Source organism: Citrobacter sp. Cpa228 (assembly GCF_030333085.1).
In the GTDB taxonomy this organism is placed as follows: domain Bacteria; phylum Pseudomonadota; class Gammaproteobacteria; order Enterobacterales; family Enterobacteriaceae; genus Citrobacter; species Citrobacter pasteurii.
Map to the genome: position 1 here is coordinate 62,022 of NZ_JAOWGQ010000044.1, position 19,856 is coordinate 81,877.

The following is a 19,856-nucleotide window of genomic DNA, read 5'->3' on the forward strand; positions in this document are numbered from 1 at the left end:
CATACTTTTGGAAAAATGCGAGATGCCTTGTGTGGTTAAAATCAAGTAATTTAAATTTAACTCTGTTTCAAAAATGTTTCAACGAAACGTTTAATACCGTTCCGTTGAAACATTAACATATTATGTTATTTGAAGTTTTTATTGCATTGTTATTATAATGCATTGTTATTAATAGTTTTTTTGAAAAAATTTCTCATAAAATTTTTTTGGCATACCCCTTGCTTTAAGTAAATCAACTAATGATAACAAGTTGATAACAAGAGGACGGGATATGTCTCTACACTCCCCAGGGCTGGCGTTTCGCGCCGCGCTCAGCAAAGAAAATCCATTACAAATCGTTGGCGCCATCAACGCCAATCACGCTCTGCTGGCCCAACGCGCCGGGTATCAGGCGATTTACCTCTCCGGCGGCGGCGTCGCGGCGGGGTCTCTGGGTCTGCCGGATCTTGGTATTTCTACCCTTGATGATGTGCTGACCGATATTCGTCGCATTACTGATGTTTGCCCGCTGCCGCTGCTGGTGGATGCAGATATCGGGTTTGGATCGTCAGCGTTCAACGTGGCGCGTACCGTGAAGTCGATTTCCAAAGCTGGGGCTGCCGCGCTGCATATTGAAGATCAAATCGGCGCCAAGCGCTGCGGTCATCGCCCGAACAAAGCGATCGTCTCTAAAGAAGAGATGGTCGACAGGATCCGCGCCGCGGTGGATGCACGTCCCGATCCTAATTTTGTCATCATGGCGCGAACCGACGCGTTGGCGGTGGAAGGGTTAGAGGCTGCCATCGATCGCGCCCAGGCGTATGTCGAAGCAGGCGCGGACATGCTGTTTCCGGAAGCCATCACCGAGCTTGCGATGTACCGCCAGTTTGCCGATGCGGTGCAGGTGCCGATCCTCGCCAACATTACCGAATTTGGCGCTACGCCGCTGTTCACCACCGATGAATTGCGCAGTGCGAACGTCGCGATGGCGCTGTATCCGTTGTCGGCCTTTCGCGCCATGAACCGTGCTGCGGAAAAAGTTTACAACGTGCTGCGCCAGGAAGGCACGCAAAAGAGTGTGATCGACATTATGCAGACGCGCAACGAACTGTACGAAAGCATCAATTACTACCAGTTCGAAGAGAAACTCGACGCGCTGTACACCAAAAAGTAGGCCGGATAAACGTAGTGCCATCCAGCATTGCCTGATGGCGGCTGCGCCTTATCAGGCCTACTCGCACACCCTCAGCACCCTACACATTACAATAATGACGAGGACAACATGAGCGACACAACGATCCTGCAAAATAGTACCCATGTCATTAAACCTAAAAAATCGGTTGCGCTGTCCGGCGTTGCCGCCGGAAATACCGCGCTGTGTACCGTCGGTAAAAGCGGTAACGATTTACACTATCGTGGCTACGATATTCTCGACCTGGCGCAGCAGTGCGAATTTGAAGAAGTCGCGCATCTGCTGATCCACGGGAAATTACCTACCCGCGATGAACTCACCGCCTATAAAAGCAAACTCAAAGCGCTGCGCGGACTGCCCGCTAACGTGCGCACTGTGCTGGAAGCGCTGCCTGCCGCCTCGCATCCGATGGACGTGATGCGCACCGGCGTCTCCGCGCTGGGCTGTACGCTGCCGGAAAAAGAAGGTCATACCGTCTCTGGCGCGCGCGATATTGCCGACAAGCTACTGGCGTCGCTCAGTTCGATCCTTCTGTACTGGTATCACTACAGCCATAACGGCGAGCGTATTCAGCCGGAAACTGACGATGATTCCATTGGCGGTCACTTCCTGCATCTGCTGCATGGCGACAAGCCGTCGCGAAGCTGGGAAAAAGCGATGCATATTTCGCTGGTGTTGTACGCCGAACACGAATTTAACGCCTCCACCTTTACCAGCCGCGTGATTGCCGGGACCGGCTCCGATATGTATTCCGCGATTATCGGCGCGATTGGCGCACTGCGTGGACCGAAACACGGCGGGGCGAATGAAGTGTCGCTGGAGATCCAACAGCGCTACGAAACGCCGGACGAAGCCGAAGCGGATATTCGTAAACGCGTGGAAAACAAAGAAGTGGTGATTGGTTTTGGTCATCCGGTTTACACCATCGCCGACCCGCGCCATCAGGTGATCAAGCGCGTGGCGAAACAGCTTTCTCAGGAAGGTGGTTCGCTGAAAATGTACAACATCGCCGACCGTCTGGAAGACGTAATGTGGGAAACGAAAAAGATGTTCCCCAACCTCGACTGGTTCTCGGCGGTTTCTTACAACATGATGGGTGTCCCCACCGAAATGTTCACCCCGCTGTTTGTCATCGCCCGCGTTACCGGCTGGGCGGCGCATATCATCGAACAGCGCCAGGACAATAAAATTATCCGTCCTTCCGCCAATTACACCGGCCCGGAAGATCGCGAATTTGTCCCGATTGAAAAACGTTGCTAATTCAAAAACCTCTAAAGATAAAAAACAGGAAATGTACCCTATGTCCGCACATATTTCGAACGTCCGCCCGGAATTTGACCGTGAAATCGTTGATATTGTTGATTACGTCATGAACTACGAGATCACCTCGAAGGTGGCGTATGACACCGCGCATTATTGCCTGCTTGATACCTTAGGCTGCGGCCTGGAAGCGCTGGAATATCCGGCCTGTAAAAAACTGCTGGGGCCGGTCGTCCCAGGTACAGTGGTACCGAACGGCGTGCGCGTACCTGGCACCCAGTTCCAGCTCGACCCGGTGCAGGCGGCGTTTAACATCGGTGCGATGATCCGCTGGCTGGACTTTAACGATACCTGGCTTGCCGCTGAGTGGGGTCATCCTTCCGATAACCTCGGCGGTATTCTGGCGACAGCTGACTGGTTGTCACGCAATGCGGTGGCGGCGGGAAAAGCACCGTTAACCATGAAAAAAGTGCTGACCGGCATGATTAAAGCCCACGAAATTCAGGGCTGTATCGCGCTGGAAAACTCCTTTAACCGCGTTGGACTCGATCACGTCCTGCTGGTGAAAGTCGCCTCGACCGCCGTTGTTGCCGAAATGCTCGGATTGACCCGCGATGAGATCCTCAATGCGGTGTCGCTGGCGTGGGTCGACGGACAGTCGCTGCGCACCTATCGCCATGCCCCGAATACCGGCACGCGTAAATCCTGGGCAGCAGGCGATGCGACCTCGCGCGCGGTACGTCTGGCATTGATGGCGAAAACCGGTGAGATGGGGTATCCATCCGCGTTGACGGCGAAAACCTGGGGCTTTTACGACGTCTCCTTCAAAGGCGAATCGTTCCGCTTCCAGCGCCCGTACGGCTCATACGTGATGGAAAACGTGCTGTTTAAAATCTCCTTCCCGGCAGAGTTCCACTCACAAACAGCGGTTGAAGCGGCGATGACGCTGTATGAACAACTGCAGGCGGCGGGTAAAACGGCGGCGGATATCGAAAAAGTCACCATTCGTACGCACGAAGCCTGTATCCGCATCATCGATAAAAAAGGCCCGCTGAATAACCCAGCGGACAGGGATCACTGCATTCAGTACATGGTGGCTATCCCACTGCTGTTCGGACGCTTAACCGCGGCTGATTACGAAGACGGCGTGGCGCAGGACAAGCGCATCGATGCCCTGCGCGAGAAGATCAACTGCTTCGAAGATCCGGCCTTTACCGCCGATTACCACGATCCGGAAAAACGCGCCATCGCCAACGCCATCACCCTGGAGTTCACCGACGGTTCACGCTTTGAAGAAGTGGTGGTGGAATATCCTATCGGCCACGCGCGTCGTCGTACTGACGGCATGCCGAAACTGGTCGAAAAATTCAAAATCAACCTGGCGCGTCAGTTCCCGACCCGTCAGCAGCAGCGCATCCTGGATGTCTCCCTGGACAGAACTCGCCTGGAGCAGATGCCGGTCAATGAGTATATGGATCTCTTCATTATTTAAACCAGCGTGCAGCAAGGCGTAAGTTCAACAGGAGAGCATTATGTCTTATAGCGATTTTTATCAGCGTTCGATTACGCAACCGGAGTCGTTCTGGGCCGAGCAGGCCCAGCGTATTGACTGGCAGCAGCCGTTTGCTCAGGTACTGGATCATCGTCATCCGCCGTTTGCTCGTTGGTTTTGTGGCGGGACGACTAATCTGTGCCATAACGCCATCGACCGTTGGCTGGAGAAACAGCCCGAGGCGCTGGCGCTGATTGCGGTGTCATCCGAAACCGAAGAAGAACGCACGTTTACCTTTCGTCAGTTGTATGACGAGGTAAACGTCGCGGCGGCAATGCTGTTGTCGCTGGGCGTACAGCGCGGCGATCGGGTGCTGGTGTATATGCCGATGATCGCCGAGGCGCACATTACGCTGCTGGCCTGTGCGCGCATTGGGGCGATCCATTCGGTGGTGTTCGGCGGCTTCGCATCGCACAGCGTGGCGGCGCGCATCGACGACGCCAGACCGGTGGTTATCGTCTCGGCGGATGCCGGGGCGCGCGGGGGCAAGATCGTGGCGTATAAAAAGCTGCTCGATGATGCGATCGAGCAGGCGCAGCACCAGCCGCGTCATGTGGTGCTGGTCGATCGTGGTCTGGCGAAAATGGCGCGGGTCGAGGGGCGTGACCTCGACTTTGCCGCCCTGCGCCAACAGCATCTCGGCGCGCGGGTGCCGGTGGTCTGGCTGGAATCGAATGAAACCTCCTGCATTCTCTATACCTCCGGAACAACCGGTAAACCGAAAGGCGTGCAGCGTGATGTGGGCGGCTATGCGGTAGCGCTGGCAACCTCAATGGACACCATTTTTGGTGGTAAAGCGGGCGGCGTGTTCTTCTGCGCGTCGGATATTGGCTGGGTGGTGGGACATTCCTATATCGTGTATGCCCCGCTGCTGGCGGGGATGGCGACGGTGGTGTACGAAGGGTTGCCAACGTATCCGGACTGCGGCGTATGGTGGAAAATTGTTGAGAAGTATCAGGTCAGCCGGATGTTCTCGGCCCCGACCGCCATCCGCGTGCTGAAGAAATTTCCGACCGCGCAAATCCGCAATCACGATCTCTCCTCGCTGGAGGTGCTGTATTTGGCCGGCGAGCCGCTGGATGAACCGACCGCCAGTTGGGTAACCCAAACGCTGGGTGTTCCGGTTATCGACAACTACTGGCAGACCGAATCTGGCTGGCCGATTATGGCGATTGCCCGCGGGCTGGACGACCGACCGTCGCGCCTGGGCAGTCCTGGCGTGCCGATGTACGGCTACAACGTGCAACTCCTCAATGAAGTGACTGGCGCACCTTGTGCGGCAAATGAGAAGGGCATGCTGGTGATTGAAGGGCCGCTGCCGCCGGGCTGTATTCAGACCATCTGGGGCGATGACGAACGCTTTGTGAATACCTACTGGTCGCTGTTCTCCCGTCAGGTGTACGCCACTTTTGACTGGGGCATTCGTGACGACGACGGTTACTACTTCATTCTGGGGCGTACAGATGACGTGATCAATGTCGCCGGACACCGGCTGGGCACGCGCGAGATAGAAGAGAGTATCTCCAGCTATCCGAACGTTGCTGAGGTAGCGGTAGTGGGGGTGAAAGATGCGCTAAAAGGGCAGGTGGCCGTCGCGTTTGTCATTCCAAAGCAGAGTGACAGTCTGGAAGACCGCGACATTGCGCATTCTGAAGAGAAGGCGATTATGGCGCTGGTGGACAGCCAGATTGGTAACTTTGGCCGTCCGGCACATGTCTGGTTTGTGTCACAACTGCCGAAAACACGCTCCGGAAAAATGCTCAGGCGTACGATCCAGGCGATCTGCGAAGGCCGCGATCCTGGCGATCTGACCACCATTGACGATCCGACATCGTTACAGCAAATCCGCCAGGCGATCGAGGAGTAGGGCGTTGACGGATGGCGGCTTCGCCTTATCCGGCCTACGAAACCGCGCACCGTAGGCCGGATAAGCCGCGAAGCGGCGCTATCCGGCAAAAGCAACGTGGTTAGCGCCAACTCAACTGATAATGATAGCGCCCTGCGCTCAACTGAAATTCCGGCGACACTGAAGGGCTCCACGAATCATCCCCGCCGACGCCCATATGGAAACCGTCAATGTTGAGCCATGTTCCGGCTTCAGGCTGCAGCAGATGGCGATGGCTGGTTTCCATCAGTTGCTTCTGGCTGTAACGGCTGATGTTGAACTGGAAGTCACCACGCCACAGATGCTCCCCGTAGCGTAATTCGCGTGTCCCGCAGCGCAGGCCGTTTTCACTCGGGAAGACGTACGGCGTATACATCTCATCCAGCGTCAGATCCCAACGATCAAAACAGGCAGCGCTCAGGCGATCCGGGTAGTTCTCATGCGGCCCAAGGCCTAACCAGTTCACCCGTTCAGCCACCTGTGCCAACTGGCAGCTCAGACCGATACGCGCCGGGTGCGGCGTTCCACTGGCCACATCGATATCCACTGTAATCTGCATCTCGCCGTGGCCGTCGAGATGGTACGACTTACGGCTGACAAACAGCGTTTTGCCCTGATACTGCCAGGCATGCGCGTTGGTGATAAGGATGCTGTCTGACAGCGCTTCGGCCTCGCATTGCAATAGCCATGGCTCAGCATGGTAATGGCCTGCGGCCTTCCAGCGTTCGACCCAGGCATTAGGATCGATGCGGGTTACTTCGCTGATGCCGATGTCGTTATCCAGCGGCGCGCGGGTAAACTGATCGATTAACGGTGCTAACAGCTGTGCTTTTTCGGCCAGCCAGTATTGCGTCAGTAAGCCCGTACGGCGGCAGAATTCCCAGCGTTTATCACTGACGATTACCGTAAACGTGTCATCGCGGGTCGTCAGCTGTGGCGCTGTGCTGGCGCGAGGTTTAAGCGCCAGACTGAGTTTCTCTTCCAGCTTCCACTGCTGCCAGGCACTGATATGCCCGGCGTCTGACCACGCAGTAGCCTGGGGTTGTTCCACGCGAACCGTCAGCCACAGCTGACCTGCGGTTTCTGGCATCGGGACATCTGGCAGGGTAATCACCTGGCGACCCTGTGGAGCGATATCCAGAACGATTTCTCCGGCGGCCAGCGGGTTGCCGTCCTGGGCAATAGACCAGTGCAGAACTTCGTTATCGCTGCGGCGGAACAGATATTCGCTGGTCACTTCAATCTGGCGTTCAGCGCCCGGCAGTAACGTGAACTGGAAAAACTGCTGTTCATGTTTGGCCTCGTATAACGCCGGGTGTGGGGTACGATCGGCGAACACCAGTCCGTTCATGCAAAACTGACGATCGTTAGGCGTGTCGCCAAAATCCCCGCCGTAGGCGGACCACGGATTACCGTTGTCGTCATATTTAATGAGCGACTGATCGACCCAGTCCCAGACGAATCCTCCTTGCAGACGCGGATACTGGCGGAATGCCTGCCAGTATTTGGCATAGCCGCCGAGGCTGTTACCCATCGCGTGAGCATATTCGCAGAGGATCAACGGACGCTGCTCGCCGGGCATCGACAGCCACTTTTTAATCGACCATTTGGGGACGGCGGGGAAGGGCTGATCCTGATCGACGCGGGCGTACATCGGGCAAATAATGTCGGTGGCTACGGTATCCGCACCGCCGCCTTCGTACTGCACCGGGCGAGAGGGATCTTCCGATTTCAGCCAACGATACAGCGCGTCGTGGTTCGCGCCGTGACCGGACTCATTGCCCAACGACCAGATGATGATACTTGGGTGATTGCGGTCACGCTGTACCATGCGCGTGACGCGCTGGCTCATGGCGGGAAGCCATGTTGGGTCATCGCTCAGGCGATTCATGGGCACCATACCGTGGGTTTCGATATTGGCCTCATCCACCACATACAGGCCGTAGCGGTCGCACAGGGTGTACCATCGCGGGTGGTTTGGGTAATGCGAACAACGTACGGCGTTGAAGTTATTCTGCTTCATCAGGATGATGTCTTGCACCATCGTCGCCTCATCCATCACCTGGCCGTTGATCGGATGGTGCTCATGGCGGTTGGTACCGCGAATCAACAGCGGCTTACCATTGAGTAACAGCAGTCCGTTTTCAATGCAAACCTGACGAAAGCCGACGTCACAGGCCTCGGCTTCAATCAGCGTACCGTCAGCGGTATGTAGCTGCACAACGGCGCGGTACAGATTAGGCGTTTCGGCACTCCACAACGCCGGGTGTTCAACGTTGAGGCGCAGCGTAGTGCGTTCGTGATAAGCGCCGCGTTCATCAACAATCTCGCTGCCGAGTGGGGAAGTCGTTTCGGCTGTGAGCGTTTCTCCCTCCCACAATTGCAGGGCTACGCGTAAATCTTCGCTCGCGTTGCCCCCCACTCTGACTTCCACTGCCAGCGTGGCGCGGCTGAAGTCGCTGTTAAAACGGGTATTAATGCGCAGGTCGCGAATTTGCGTTGTGGGTTTATGCAGCAAAGAAACGTCGCGAAAGATGCCGCTCATGCGCCACATATCCTGATCTTCCAGATAGCTGCCATCGCTCCAGCGCAGCACCATGACGGCCAGGCGGTTTACGCCGTGCAGCAGATAATCGCTAAGATCGAATTCAGACGGCAGGCGGCTGTCCTGACCGTAGCCGACCCAACGACCGTTGCACCACAGATGAAACGCGGAGTTCACGCCGTCAAAAATAATGCGCGTCTGACCCTCATCTAACCATGCATCTTCGACACTAAATGTGAGCGAGTAACATCCTGTGGGGTTCTGCGTCGGAACAGAGGGCGGATTGACCGGGAACGGATAGGTGATATTGGAGTAGATTGGCGCATCATAACCGCTCATCTGCCAGTTAGACGGCACGCAGAGGGCAACGGCCTGCGGTAAATCATGCTCAAGCCAGCTTTCTGGCACTGCCTCTGGTGCGACAAACCAGGCGAACTGCCACTCGCCGTTTAACGAAATTCGTTGGGGTGAGGGTCGGTTGTTACGGGCATCATCCACGCAGCGCCAGCTACAAAACGGCGGATGTGCCTCCAGACGGTTTATCTGTGTGACGCCGGGGTTTTCCCAGTCACGGCGCGTCAGTACGGCGGCGAGTGAGTCCGAGCTCAGAGTCATAGCGGTATCTCATGTTTGTTATTCGCTCACAATTTAATAAACATAAGGCGTGCGGTGAGACGCTGTAAAGCCGGGCGGGTTTAATGGGTGAACTGACTCACAGTAATTAGCGTTTACCGGATGGCAGCAGAGAGACCTGACGCGCCAGTTGCATCAACGACTCCGCCAGCACCTGAGGCGTGACGGTTTGTGTGGCAGGCGGCAGTACGGTTTTCCGTTCGACCAGCGTGACCGGCAGCAGCAGATTGCCGGGGGCGGACATACCCTGCGTAAGCTGCAACAGCCTGTCAACGCTGGTCTGTCCGAGAGCGGGGAAATCCTGCCTGATGGTGGTCAGCGGCGGGATGTAGCAGGCGCTGTCTTCGGTGTCGTCGTAGCCGATCACGGAGATGTCCGCTGCAACTCGCAGCCCAGACTCGCTGATTGCCCGCATTGCGCCCAGCGCCATTTGATCGTTGGCGACCAGCATAGCGCTTGGAATGATTCCGTCGTTAAGCATGTGCATGGTTTGATGAAAGCCGGACATGGCGCTCCAGTCACCTTCACGTTCTGCAATGGGACGTAGCTGGTAGTGAGCCAGATATTTATGCCACCCCGCATGGCGAAGCCTTGCCGAAACCGAAGTGTGCGACCCGCTCAGCAGGGCGATCCGCTGATGTCCATGCTGTACAAGATGTTCAACGCCGAGGCGTGCGCCGTCATCATGGGAGAAAACGACGCTATTAATTGGCGCCTGGTCAGAGACATCGAGAAAAATTACCGGCACCGTACCGCAGGCGGCGGCCACGGCAATGGCATCTTCTTCATCCAGCGGATAGTTGATGATAAGCCCGGTTACGCGTTGAGAAAGCAGGTTGTGTACCGCGGCTTTACACGCCTCAACGCCACTGCGCTCAACCATGGCGATCACCACGCTGGCGCCTGACTGGTCGGCGCGGGATTTTATGGCGGCAACGATTTGCGAGGGGGCGTGCAGGGCAAGGTTTGCCGTCACGACGCCAATCAGCGGCGTCTGTTTGCCTGCCAGTTGCTGCGCGACGCGGTTAGGAATGTAATTGAGCTCCGCCATCGCGGCCTCAACTTTTTGTCGGGTTTTTGTGGAAACGTGGCTGGCCTGATTTACGACGCGTGAGACGGTCTGGTAAGAGACGCCTGCATGGTCTGCGACATCGTATAGCGTTACCGGTTTCACGTTTATCACCCCTGTCATGACGTTATCTGCGCGCTATGATGCCACAGCGGGACGGTTTTGGGGGATTTACGCATAGGTTCTGCGAGGCGCATTCCAGGGTTGCGGATCGTGTGCTGGAGGATTTATCGTCGTTAAGCTTAACGGAATAAAAAGTGAGGACATCGTGAGCGACTCTGCGGCAAATAATATTCTGTCCATCTACCGACGCCATGCTGAGGCTTTTGCCCGCCAGCGTTCGCGCGCGCTGTTTGAAAAAAACTGGCTGGATAAGTTCATCGCGGTGATGGGCGGGCAGGGCCATATTGTGGATATTGGCTGCGGAAACGGTCAGCCGATTGCGGGTTATTTTATCCAGCAAGGTTTTCAACTGACGGGGGTTGATGGTTCCCCGGAAATGCTGGCGCGGGCGCGGCACTCTTTTCCCGCACAGCGCTGGCTGGAGCAGGATATGCGCGAGCTGGCCCTTAACGAGACATTCGACGGTCTGATCGCCTGGGACAGTTTTTTCCATTTAACCCAGTTGGACCAGCAAAAGATGTTCCCCATTTTTGACCGGCTCAGTCATCCCGGCAGCGCGCTGATGTTTACCAGCGGCACGGACAACGGCATCGCTATGGGACAATTTGAGGGCGAGCCGCTGTTTCATGCCAGCCTCGCGCCTGATGAGTACCACGCATTGCTGTCGGCGCACGACTTTACGGTGATTGAGAGGGTGATGGAAGATCCGCACTGTACCGGGCACACCATCTGGCTGGCGCAAAAAAGAGGTTAATCGCCGTGAAAAGTTTTACGCCATTCAGCCGGGCTGACGCCGAAGCGGGATTTAAAATGCTGCCGCCAGGTGACGGGCGACTGAAAACCAACTTGTTCGGCGATGCGTTCAACGGGTAACTGACTGGACTCCAGCATGATCTGGCTGCGGCGCAGGCGCTCGGTAATCAGCCATTCGGCCACGCTCGACCCGGTGGCCTTCATAAAATGACGGGTGAGAGTGCGACGACTCATCATCACCCGCTGCGCCAGAACGTCGAGATTATGCGGTTCGTGGAGATGTTGGCGCAAATAGTCGAGCAGGGCGTTGATGCGTTGATCCTGGGTATTTTTCGCTACAGGTTGTTCGATAAACTGCGCCTGACCGCCCTCACGATGCGGTGGCACAATCATCCGTCGGGCAATCTGATTCGCCACCGTGCTGCCAAAACGCTGACGGATGACATACAGACAGCAATCCAGCGCGGCGGCGGTACCTGCTGAGGTAATAATGCCGTCGTCATCCACGTACAGTGCGTTGATATCCAACTGGGCCGCCGGAAAGCGCGCCTGAAAATCCTGCTCGAACTCCCAGTGCGTAGCCGCCCGTTTACCATCCAGTAACCCCGCATAGCCGAGGACAAACGCGCCCAGACACAGCCCGACAATCTGCGCGCCGTTTTGTCGCGCGCGGTTGAGCGCATCAAGCAGGCTTTGTGGCGGACGATGCGCGGTGGTGCCCCAGTAAGGGATCACCACGATGTCGGCAGCCTCCAGAGCGTCATAGCCGTGGGTTGCGGTAACGGAGAAACCATCCTGCGAAGAGATGATGCCCGGTTTTTCCCCGCACATCTGCACCTCAAAGCGCTTTTTCGCCGCCATTTTGTCACTGAAAATGATGCACGGCACCGAGAAGTGAAACGGGCTGAAATCTTCCACGGCAACAATGGCGACGTTAAGCGGCTGCATACGATTCCTTTGTAGAAATTAAAATGTCAGGGTTTCACCATCTTCCGGCACGTTGACATATTGCACAATCTGGTTGTCGCGGGCGTACTCTTTCAGTGTCGCGCGGGTCAACAGACAATGGTTAATCGCCTCCATATGGGTCGCCACAATTTGTGCTTCGGGTAAGGTGAAGTGGGTTTTCAGCACATCTTCCGCGCCCATGATAATTGGGCCAAAACCGATGACGTGGGCAAAACCCGCGTTCAGAACCACCACGCCTGGCTGGAAGGTATGCATGTTGGCTTCCACCTCGTCGCGCCAGACGGTGTCCCCGACCAGATACAGCGTTTTTTCCGCCGGATGCATAAAGATAACGCCACAGGCATCACCCAGGCGCTCTGCCATTTGTGGAATGGCATAGGCGCGATCTGAGCCGTGCTGGCCGCCGGTTTTACGTAGAGTGATAGCGCCGACCACGGTATTTTGCGTCAGCACGGTGAGTTGTGTGAAACCCTGCTCCCGCAGTACGTGTGCATCATGGTCATTTTGCACATAGATTGGTTTGTCTTTCGGCACGATGCGCGCCGCAGCTTCATCCCAGTGGTCTTCATGCAGATGGGTGACGATCAGCGCATCGACATTAAGCAGGGTATCAATGTCGATGGGCAGATCGACGGTTGGGTTGCGAATTTCGGCACGTGCTGTTCCGGCAAAACCCGGATATGCGCCTTTCGCGGCCAGCATAGGATCGACCAGAAAAGTCATTCCACCAAAGGTGATGTGCTGCGTAGCGTTACGGATTTGCGTGATGTTCATGGTGTGCGCTCTGCGTGTTGGGTCAGTGGTGTCATCGTAGAGTGTTATCCAGAAGATGAATGTGGGCAAATGGGCGACTAACGATGGGATTGGGCCAATCGCATCCAGCCTGCAGAGAACGTTATTTATTGCGTTTAATCACTGTCTCATTATCTAAATTAATAAACGTCTACTTTCCTTTTTTCTGCATTATTTAATCTGCAGCTATTATACCGAACTGAATAAAGAAACAGTCATTTTAATTCAGGAGGATTAATTAAATGCGAAGTGGCTCCAGACAATATTGTTGATATATGCAACACATTACAGCCAGGAAACAGATCGCGAACCATGAAATAACAATGCTATCATTCGCCCCAGACGCGGCAGGCAACTGCTGGCACAGGCATTTACCCCGGAGCACCTGATGAACAACGACATTCCGCTAAAATATTATGATATCGCTGATGAGTACGCGACCGAGGCTGCAAAGCCGGTGAGCGATGCCGAACGCGATGCGCTGGCGCACTACTTCCAGCAGTTGATCACCCGTTTGATGAACAACGAAGAGATCAGCGAAGACGCGCAGCAGGAGATGGCAACTGTGGCCGGCGTCGACGCACAGCGTATTGATGATATCGCGGAGTTCCTCAATCGCTGGGGTAACGAGTAGCCAAAGACGGGGCCTGTGTTTTACACTGCGCGCAAATTGAGTAGGTATACTCTACGAGTATTCGGTTTAATCAGGCGGAAACAGCAATGAACGGAACAATCACAACGTGGTTTAAAGATAAAGGCTTTGGATTTATCAAAGATGAAAACGGCGACAACCGCTATTTTCATGTGATTAAGGTTGCTAATCCTGAGCTGATCAAGAAAGACGCGGCGGTGACTTTTGAACCCACCACCAACAACAAAGGCCTGTCTGCCTATGCGGTGAAAGTCATACCCGACAGCAAGTACATCTATATCGCAGGCGAGCGCCTGAAGCTCACGGCAATCAAGTCTTACCTGGTGTACAGCGAAGACGTGCCGGTTGAAACCCGTATCGACAAAGAGAACGCGGTGCTGTCTGTCGGCGTGCTGATGAATAGCATCCGACCGAAATCAGACGTGAAGCCTGGCGAAATGCGCACACTGAAAAAGCTGGCGATCACTACCTTCCAGGGCACGACGCTGATCTTCTCGGAAGATGAAATCGACATCGACGAGACGGTGAAGCTGCTGAAAGTCTGACGTCCTTCAGAGTGAATGAATGCCGAAACGCTGCTCTTTTCAAAAGCAGGGTTTCGGTTTTTTTTGCATTCAGTCAGATCGGGTAGGTATGTGGGCACATAAGCTGCTTTGTGTCAGAAGCAGATGTGAACGTTTTATATAAAAAGTGAAAGCGGTACTTTGCCGGGATTATTACTTTTGATTCTCTTGTCTTATCTATTATTGCTGCAGCGCCAGTGTTAAAAATAAAAATAGAAAAATCAGCAGAAAGTTATGTAGTAACTTATCCATAATGTTAATTATTGATGAAATTAAAGTAACACTCCGTAAAGTTTGGATTTTTTATTTTTCATAGACGAGAATTTACATATGATGATATAATATGGCGGAGAAAACAGGCAACTTATTAACCTGCCCGTTATGTAAATAAATTTTCGAGGAGACTATTCCAGTGGGACGTAAATGGGCCAATATTGTTGGTAAAAAAACGGCTAAAGACGGTGCAACGTCTAAAGTTTATTCCAAATTCGGTGTGGAAATCTATGCTGCGGCTAAACAAGGTGAACCAGACCCGGAATTAAACACAGCTTTAAAATTCGTTATTGAACGTGCGAAACAAGCCCAGGTTCCAAAGCACGTTATTGATAAAGCTATTGATAAAGCCAAAGGTGGCAGCGACGAAACGTTCATGCAAGGGCGTTATGAAGGCTTTGGTCCAAGTGGTTCCATGATTATCGCTGAAACCCTGACTTCAAACGTTAACCGCACGATTGCTAATATTCGCTCAATCTTCAATAAAAAAGGCGGGAATATCGGGGCGGCAGGTTCTGTCAGCTACATGTTTGACAATACTGGTGTGATCGTATTTAAAGGCACTGACCCTGACCATATTTTTGAAATTTTGCTTGAAGCTGAAGTTGATGTTCGTGATGTCACCGAAGAAGAAGGCAACATCATTATTTATACTGAGTCTACAGACCTTCATAAAGGAATTGCAGCCCTCAAAGCCGCTGGGATTACTGAATTCTCAACCACAGAATTAGAAATGATAGCTCAGTCAGAAGTTGAACTTTCACCAGAAGATTTAGAAATCTTTGAAGGACTTGTTGATGCCCTTGAAGATGATGATGATGTTCAAAAAGTATATCATAACGTTGCAAATCTCTAATTATAAAATAAATAAATCTGTCATTATGGCAGATTTTATAAATTGTAAGTTTGTTATAATCAACATGTCTGATAAGATGTGTTGATTATAACAAATAGATAAAAACACTATCGCTAAAAGAAACGCATCAATTGAAATTCCTGGCCTAAACTATCTGATAATAAATGGCAAAGGAGCTCCTGCAAGTTCATGTCTTCAATACTGAAGCGTATTATCTTGAGTAAGGACAGTGCTGATATGAATATTATTGAAAGTGGTATTCGTGACGTAAAACAAGGTAAGAATGTCACAATAGTCATGCCTGTGAATCTTTATGAATGCAACCTGGGCCATGATGTGTTTGTCGGACCATTTGTTGAGATACAAAAGGGATGCGTCATAGGCGATAGAACTAAAGTGCAGTCCCATACTTTCATCTGTGAGAACGTTACCTTAGGCGAGGACTGCTTTATAGGGCATGGCGTGACCTTTGCTAACGATCTTTTCAAGAGCGGAAGTCCCGACGCTTCTGCAAAAAGCTGGATTAATATTGTATTAGGTAACGCAGTATCGGTGGGCAGTGGCGCCACAATTTTAACAACGGAAATTTGCAGTGGTGCGGTGATTGGTGCCGGTAGTGTGGTAATAAAACCCGTACTGATAAAAGGCGTGTATGCTGGCAATCCGGCCAGACTTTTGCGAAAGCTTTAAGTATTACCCTTGCCATTGCGAACCCAAATTTATGTTCTTCCCAGACCGTTCATGTCGACTCCTCTTGTTTGCAGGCATGGCGACTATTATTGCTGCTCACGCCATATAAAGAAACGTCTGCTGCATCAGACGTTGCGTTCCTCCGAATGGTGCCGTAGGTCATGACTCATTTCCTGTAGTTCATTAATTAGTCGTGCTAAATGGAATCCATCGCACACGGAGTGATGTACCTGAACGGCGAGAGGTAACACCACTTTCCCATCTTGTTCATAGTATTTCCCAAGAGTGAACATGGGGGCAAAAAAGTTCTGCATGTTCGCAATGTTGATATTAAAACTGGTAAAACTGACCCAAGGGATAGCCGATACGAAAAATATATTTTCCGGAGACTCCCCCTTCGGCCAATAAGAAAGATTATGACAATAGCGTGCAACGTCTTCTGAATAAGTGTTTTGGAAGTGATGAATATTGCCATCGTAGCGGCTCCATAATGATGAAAAAGTCTCAGTTTCATTATGGAAAATGGTATAGCTTGGATGAATTTCATTCCATATGACAAGCTCATTGTTCTTTATGGCCATACGGAATTCAGTATGCTTGTTGACAACTTTAGCAAGGAGGAAAATCATAGTAGGGTAAAATTTCCAGCCAATCTCTTTTATATGTTTTAGTACTGCGGTAATGTCTAACAGAACAGTTTGGTTAATTGTACTTTGAGCAAAAGACTGAAATACCTCAAAATGCTCTCTCCTTGGCCAACGAGACAAGTCAACAGTCGTATATTCTGGAGTCGTTTTTTTCACTTTTTATCCTTTGATTTGCAATCAAATATCATATTTTAGCCTAAGTCTTTCTATGACGTAATCAAGTTGCATGTCCCGAAGCATGTTACCAGCGAACGCATTTTTTAGAGAGTAGCGTATCCTTATACAGGAGGAAAGATTAAAGCCTCTTCACAAGAGACTTTGAGCCCCTGGATTTACGATGTCATTCATCAATATGTAACGTGCTTCTTTGCGCGTGTATTGATCGATTAACGGCACAAGTCGTCTGAAATGCTCACTCGCACAATGTTCATCGAGCGCCGCGTGGTTTGGCCATTCTTCTATAAAAATAAAATGCCCAGGATCTTTTTCATCAATATAGAGGTCATAAGCAAGACAGCGCTGTTCTTTCTTTGTGGCGGATATGAGTTCACGATACAAAGGGAGAACGGTTTCAATATATTCAGGTTTTATAAAATCTTCAGCAATGACCTTTAACATGTAGCCCCCTGGCAGAAAATGAATGCACACTCTGCAATGAAGATATCATTTAAGCAAGATGACACCGTGTGATATCGGCTGATGAGTGAATCATTCCAGCTATCCATCAGGTGAGGCGTATAACTGTGATCCACCTCACCTCCCGGCAACCAAAATCTCCTGTGACTCGACGCCGTCCTCTATCTGTTTTGCCACCTTTTGTAAGGCTGGAAGATGTTTTTCCGCAGCCTGTTCGATGGTCATCGCGCTGGCCATATACACCAGGTTCAGGCAGCCGATCACCCGCTGTTCACTGCGAATGGGGACGGCGATGGAGGCGATTTTTTCCTCCTGATCCCAGCCGCGATAGTTCTGGCCAAAGCCGTCTTTTCGCGCGCGGGTCAGGATGGCATTGAGCTTCAGTGGCTCGCGCGCCAACTGGAATTCTTCTCCGGGTCGTGAGGCCAGCATTTCAATCAGTTCCTGACGTTCATTCTCCGGGCTAAATGCCAGCCAGGTCAGGCCGGAGGCGGTTTTCAGCAGCGGCAATCGACGCCCGACCATCGCCCGGTGAAACGATAAGCGGCTGAAGCGGTGGGTGGTTTCACGCACCACCATGGCGTCCACATCCAGCGTGGAAACGTCGGTCGGCCAGATCACCTCGCGCAGCAAATCTCCCAGCAGCGGGGCAGCCAGCGCAGAAATCCACTGCTCGTCACGAAATCCCTCACTGAGCTGGCGGACTTTAATGGTTAAACGAAAGCTGTCATCGGACAGGCTGCGTCGGACGTAACCTTCATCCTGCAACGTTTCCAGCAGTCGCCTGACCGTAGTGCGGTGCAGGCCGCTCAGTTCAGCCAGCAGGCCAACGCTGGCTCCGCCATCGAGCCGGTTTAACATATTTAATAACATTAATCCGCGCGTTAATCCGCGTACGGTTTTGTATTCGGTACCGTCGTCATTTTTCATATTTATTGACAAATCTACAGGTAAAACAACGTGGTGCACTTAGTGCACATCCAGGCATGTTTTGATTGTAGCGCAAAAACTCATTCCTATACTGACCGCACAATAAAAAATTATTTACATCTTTTTAACAAAACGAATTGCGCCTCGCCAGGGTCTGCAATTGCGTTTTGTCCGAGTAGTGAGGTTCTGAAATGACAACGATAAACCCGGATATCCAACCCGCTGTACAGCACACTGTACAGGTAGCGATTGCCGGAGCCGGTCCGGTTGGGCTGATGATGGCCAACTATCTGGGCCAGATGGGCATTGAGGTACTGGTGGTGGAGAAACTCGACAAACTGATCGACTATCCCCGTGCCATCGGCATTGACGATGAAGCGCTGCGCACCATGCAGTCCGTCGGTCTGGTCGAAAACGTGCTACCGCATACCACGCCATGGCACGCGATGCGCTTTCTTACGCCGAAAGGCCGCTGCTTTGCCGATATCCAGCCGATGACCGACGAATTTGGCTGGTCGCGGCGCAACGCGTTTATTCAGCCACAGGTGGACGCGGTGATGCTGGAAGGGCTGTCGCGTTTTCCCAACGTGCGCTGCCTGTTTTCCCGCGAACTGGAAGCCTTCAGCCAACAGAACGGTGAAGTAACGCTGAATCTGAAAGCCCCGGACGGCCCACGCGAAACGGTGAAAGCCCAGTGGCTGGTGGCCTGCGACGGCGGCGGTAGCAACGTCAGACGGTCGCTGAATGTGCCATTTGAAGGAAAAACCGCGCCAAATCAGTGGATTGTGGTGGATATCGCCAACGATCCGCTCAGCACGCCGCATGTGTATCTGTGCTGCGATCCGGTGCGTCCGTATGTCTCCGCCGCGCTGCCGCACGCGGTGCGCCGCTTTGAATTTATGGTGATGCCGGGAGAAACCGAAGCGCAGCTCAGCGAGCCGCAAAATATGCGCCAGCTGTTGAGCAAAGTATTGCCGAACCCGGATAACGTTGAGCTGATCCGCCAGCGTGTGTATACCCATAACGCCCGCCTGGCCGAACGTTTTCGCATTGACCGTGTGCTGCTGGCCGGCGACGCGGCGCACATTATGCCGGTCTGGCAGGGGCAGGGGTACAACAGCGGCATGCGCGATGCTTTCAATCTGGCGTGGAAACTGGCGCTGGTAATTAACGGCAAAGCCGGAGATGCGCTGCTGGATACCTACCAGCAGGAACGCCGCGACCACGCCAAAGCGATGATCGATCTCTCCGTGACCGCAGGCAACGTACTGGCACCGCCGAAACGCTGGCACGGCGCGGTGCGCGACGGAGTCTCCTGGTTGTTGAACTACCTTCCACCGGTCAAACGCTACTTCCTTGAAATGCGTTTTAAACCGATGCCGCAATACCACTCCGGGGCGCTGGTGCGTGAGGGCGACGCGAAAACTTCTCCGGTCGGCAAGATGTTTATCCAGCCGAAGGTGACGCTGGAAACCGGCGACGTGACGCTGCTCGATAACGTCATTGGGCCGAATTTCGCGGTGATTAGCTGGGGTTGTAACCCGCGGTGGGGCATGAGCGAGGCGCAGATCCAACAGTGGCAGGCGTTGGGCACGCGGTTTATCCAGGTGGTACCGGATACGCAGATTGCCACTGCTCAGGATAACCATGACGGCGTTATCCGCATTGGCGATACGCAAAACCGCCTGCGCACGTGGTTTGCCCGGCACAACGCTTCGCTGGTGGTGATGCGCCCGGACCGCTTCGTAGCCGCCATCGCTATTCCGCAAACTCTGGGCAGCACCCTGAATAAACTGGCATCGGTGATGACCCTCACCCGCGCCAATGCCGCTGTTCCCATTGAAAAGGTCGCCTGAT

General features: G+C 53.1%; 17 protein-coding genes. 10 read left to right on the forward strand and 7 right to left on the reverse strand.

Annotated features, from left to right (window positions below; all coding sequences use genetic code 11):
* Positions 1-271: 271 nt before the first annotated feature.
* The 4 genes from prpB to prpE all read left to right on the forward strand — a co-directional run bounded on the left by prpB (position 272) and on the right by prpE (position 5,850).
* Complete coding sequence (gene prpB / locus OGX91_RS11565; protein WP_005127932.1) at positions 272-1,153, forward strand: methylisocitrate lyase; 882 nt, start codon at positions 272-274, stop codon at positions 1,151-1,153.
* 108 nt (positions 1,154-1,261) lie between these two features.
* The gene (gene prpC, locus OGX91_RS11570) at positions 1,262-2,431 is read left to right on the forward strand and encodes a bifunctional 2-methylcitrate synthase/citrate synthase (RefSeq protein ID WP_005127933.1); all 1,170 of its coding nucleotides are present in this window, start codon (positions 1,262-1,264) and stop codon (positions 2,429-2,431) included.
* 40 nt (positions 2,432-2,471) lie between these two features.
* Positions 2,472-3,923, forward strand: coding sequence for a bifunctional 2-methylcitrate dehydratase/aconitate hydratase (locus tag OGX91_RS11575; protein WP_199947210.1), 1,452 nt, complete (start codon positions 2,472-2,474; stop codon positions 3,921-3,923).
* A 40-nt stretch (positions 3,924-3,963) separates the two neighbouring features.
* Positions 3,964-5,850: a propionate--CoA ligase gene (gene prpE / locus OGX91_RS11580; protein WP_040232812.1), complete on the forward strand. Its 1,887-nt coding sequence runs from the start codon at positions 3,964-3,966 to the stop codon at positions 5,848-5,850.
* 100 nt (positions 5,851-5,950) lie between these two features.
* On the opposite strand, the gene OGX91_RS11585 is transcribed toward prpE, so the two are convergent.
* On the reverse strand, positions 5,951-9,028 hold the full coding sequence (locus tag OGX91_RS11585) for a beta-galactosidase (protein ID WP_286626311.1): 3,078 nt from the start codon (positions 9,026-9,028) through the stop codon (positions 5,951-5,953).
* Positions 9,029-9,134: 106 nt separating this feature from the next.
* Positions 9,135-10,229 (reverse strand): LacI family DNA-binding transcriptional regulator, encoded by a 1,095-nt coding sequence (locus OGX91_RS11590; RefSeq protein ID WP_286626416.1) that lies wholly within the window; start codon positions 10,227-10,229, stop codon positions 9,135-9,137.
* A gap of 154 nt (positions 10,230-10,383) precedes the next feature.
* Between OGX91_RS11590 and OGX91_RS11595 the strand changes: the two genes are divergently transcribed.
* A complete protein-coding gene (locus tag OGX91_RS11595; RefSeq protein ID WP_149691316.1) occupies positions 10,384-10,992 on the forward strand; it encodes a class I SAM-dependent DNA methyltransferase in 609 nt (202 codons plus the stop codon).
* Here OGX91_RS11595 and OGX91_RS11600 read toward each other — a convergent pair.
* Positions 10,989-11,939, reverse strand: coding sequence for a GlxA family transcriptional regulator (locus tag OGX91_RS11600; RefSeq protein ID WP_286626314.1), 951 nt, complete (start codon positions 11,937-11,939; stop codon positions 10,989-10,991). The genes OGX91_RS11595 and OGX91_RS11600 overlap by 4 nt on opposite strands.
* Positions 11,940-11,957: 18 nt before the next feature.
* The gene (locus tag OGX91_RS11605) at positions 11,958-12,734 is read right to left on the reverse strand and encodes an MBL fold metallo-hydrolase (protein WP_005127953.1); all 777 of its coding nucleotides are present in this window, start codon (positions 12,732-12,734) and stop codon (positions 11,958-11,960) included.
* Positions 12,735-13,140: 406 nt separating this feature from the next.
* Here OGX91_RS11605 and OGX91_RS11610 point away from each other — a divergent pair, with 406 nt between their 5' ends.
* From OGX91_RS11610 to OGX91_RS11625, 4 genes are all read left to right on the forward strand, one after another.
* Positions 13,141-13,386, forward strand: coding sequence for a YmjA family protein (locus OGX91_RS11610; protein ID WP_005127954.1), 246 nt, complete (start codon positions 13,141-13,143; stop codon positions 13,384-13,386).
* An 86-nt stretch (positions 13,387-13,472) separates the two neighbouring features.
* Entirely contained in the window at positions 13,473-13,949 is a 477-nt protein-coding gene (locus tag OGX91_RS11615; RefSeq protein ID WP_005127955.1) for a cold-shock protein, read from the forward strand.
* Between the two features lie 430 nt (positions 13,950-14,379).
* A complete protein-coding gene (locus OGX91_RS11620) occupies positions 14,380-15,096 on the forward strand; it encodes a YebC/PmpR family DNA-binding transcriptional regulator (RefSeq protein ID WP_005127956.1) in 717 nt (238 codons plus the stop codon).
* Between the two features lie 237 nt (positions 15,097-15,333).
* Positions 15,334-15,786, forward strand: coding sequence for an acyltransferase (locus OGX91_RS11625; protein ID WP_040232903.1), 453 nt, complete (start codon positions 15,334-15,336; stop codon positions 15,784-15,786).
* A gap of 125 nt (positions 15,787-15,911) precedes the next feature.
* On the opposite strand, the gene catA is transcribed toward OGX91_RS11625, so the two are convergent.
* The 3 genes from catA to OGX91_RS11640 form a co-directional block, all read right to left on the reverse strand.
* Positions 15,912-16,589 carry a type A chloramphenicol O-acetyltransferase gene (catA, locus tag OGX91_RS11630; protein WP_040232806.1) on the reverse strand — a complete coding sequence of 226 codons (678 nt, stop codon included), beginning with the start codon at positions 16,587-16,589 and terminating at the stop codon, positions 15,912-15,914.
* A gap of 150 nt (positions 16,590-16,739) precedes the next feature.
* On the reverse strand, positions 16,740-17,051 hold the full coding sequence (locus OGX91_RS11635; protein ID WP_040232803.1) for a putative quinol monooxygenase: 312 nt from the start codon (positions 17,049-17,051) through the stop codon (positions 16,740-16,742).
* 135 nt (positions 17,052-17,186) lie between these two features.
* Positions 17,187-17,999: a DNA-binding transcriptional regulator gene (locus tag OGX91_RS11640; RefSeq protein ID WP_040232802.1), complete on the reverse strand. Its 813-nt coding sequence runs from the start codon at positions 17,997-17,999 to the stop codon at positions 17,187-17,189.
* 191 nt (positions 18,000-18,190) lie between these two features.
* Here OGX91_RS11640 and OGX91_RS11645 point away from each other — a divergent pair, with 191 nt between their 5' ends.
* A complete protein-coding gene (locus OGX91_RS11645; RefSeq protein WP_188232289.1) occupies positions 18,191-19,855 on the forward strand; it encodes a bifunctional 3-(3-hydroxy-phenyl)propionate/3-hydroxycinnamic acid hydroxylase in 1,665 nt (554 codons plus the stop codon).
* Position 19,856: the final 1 nt, after the last annotated feature.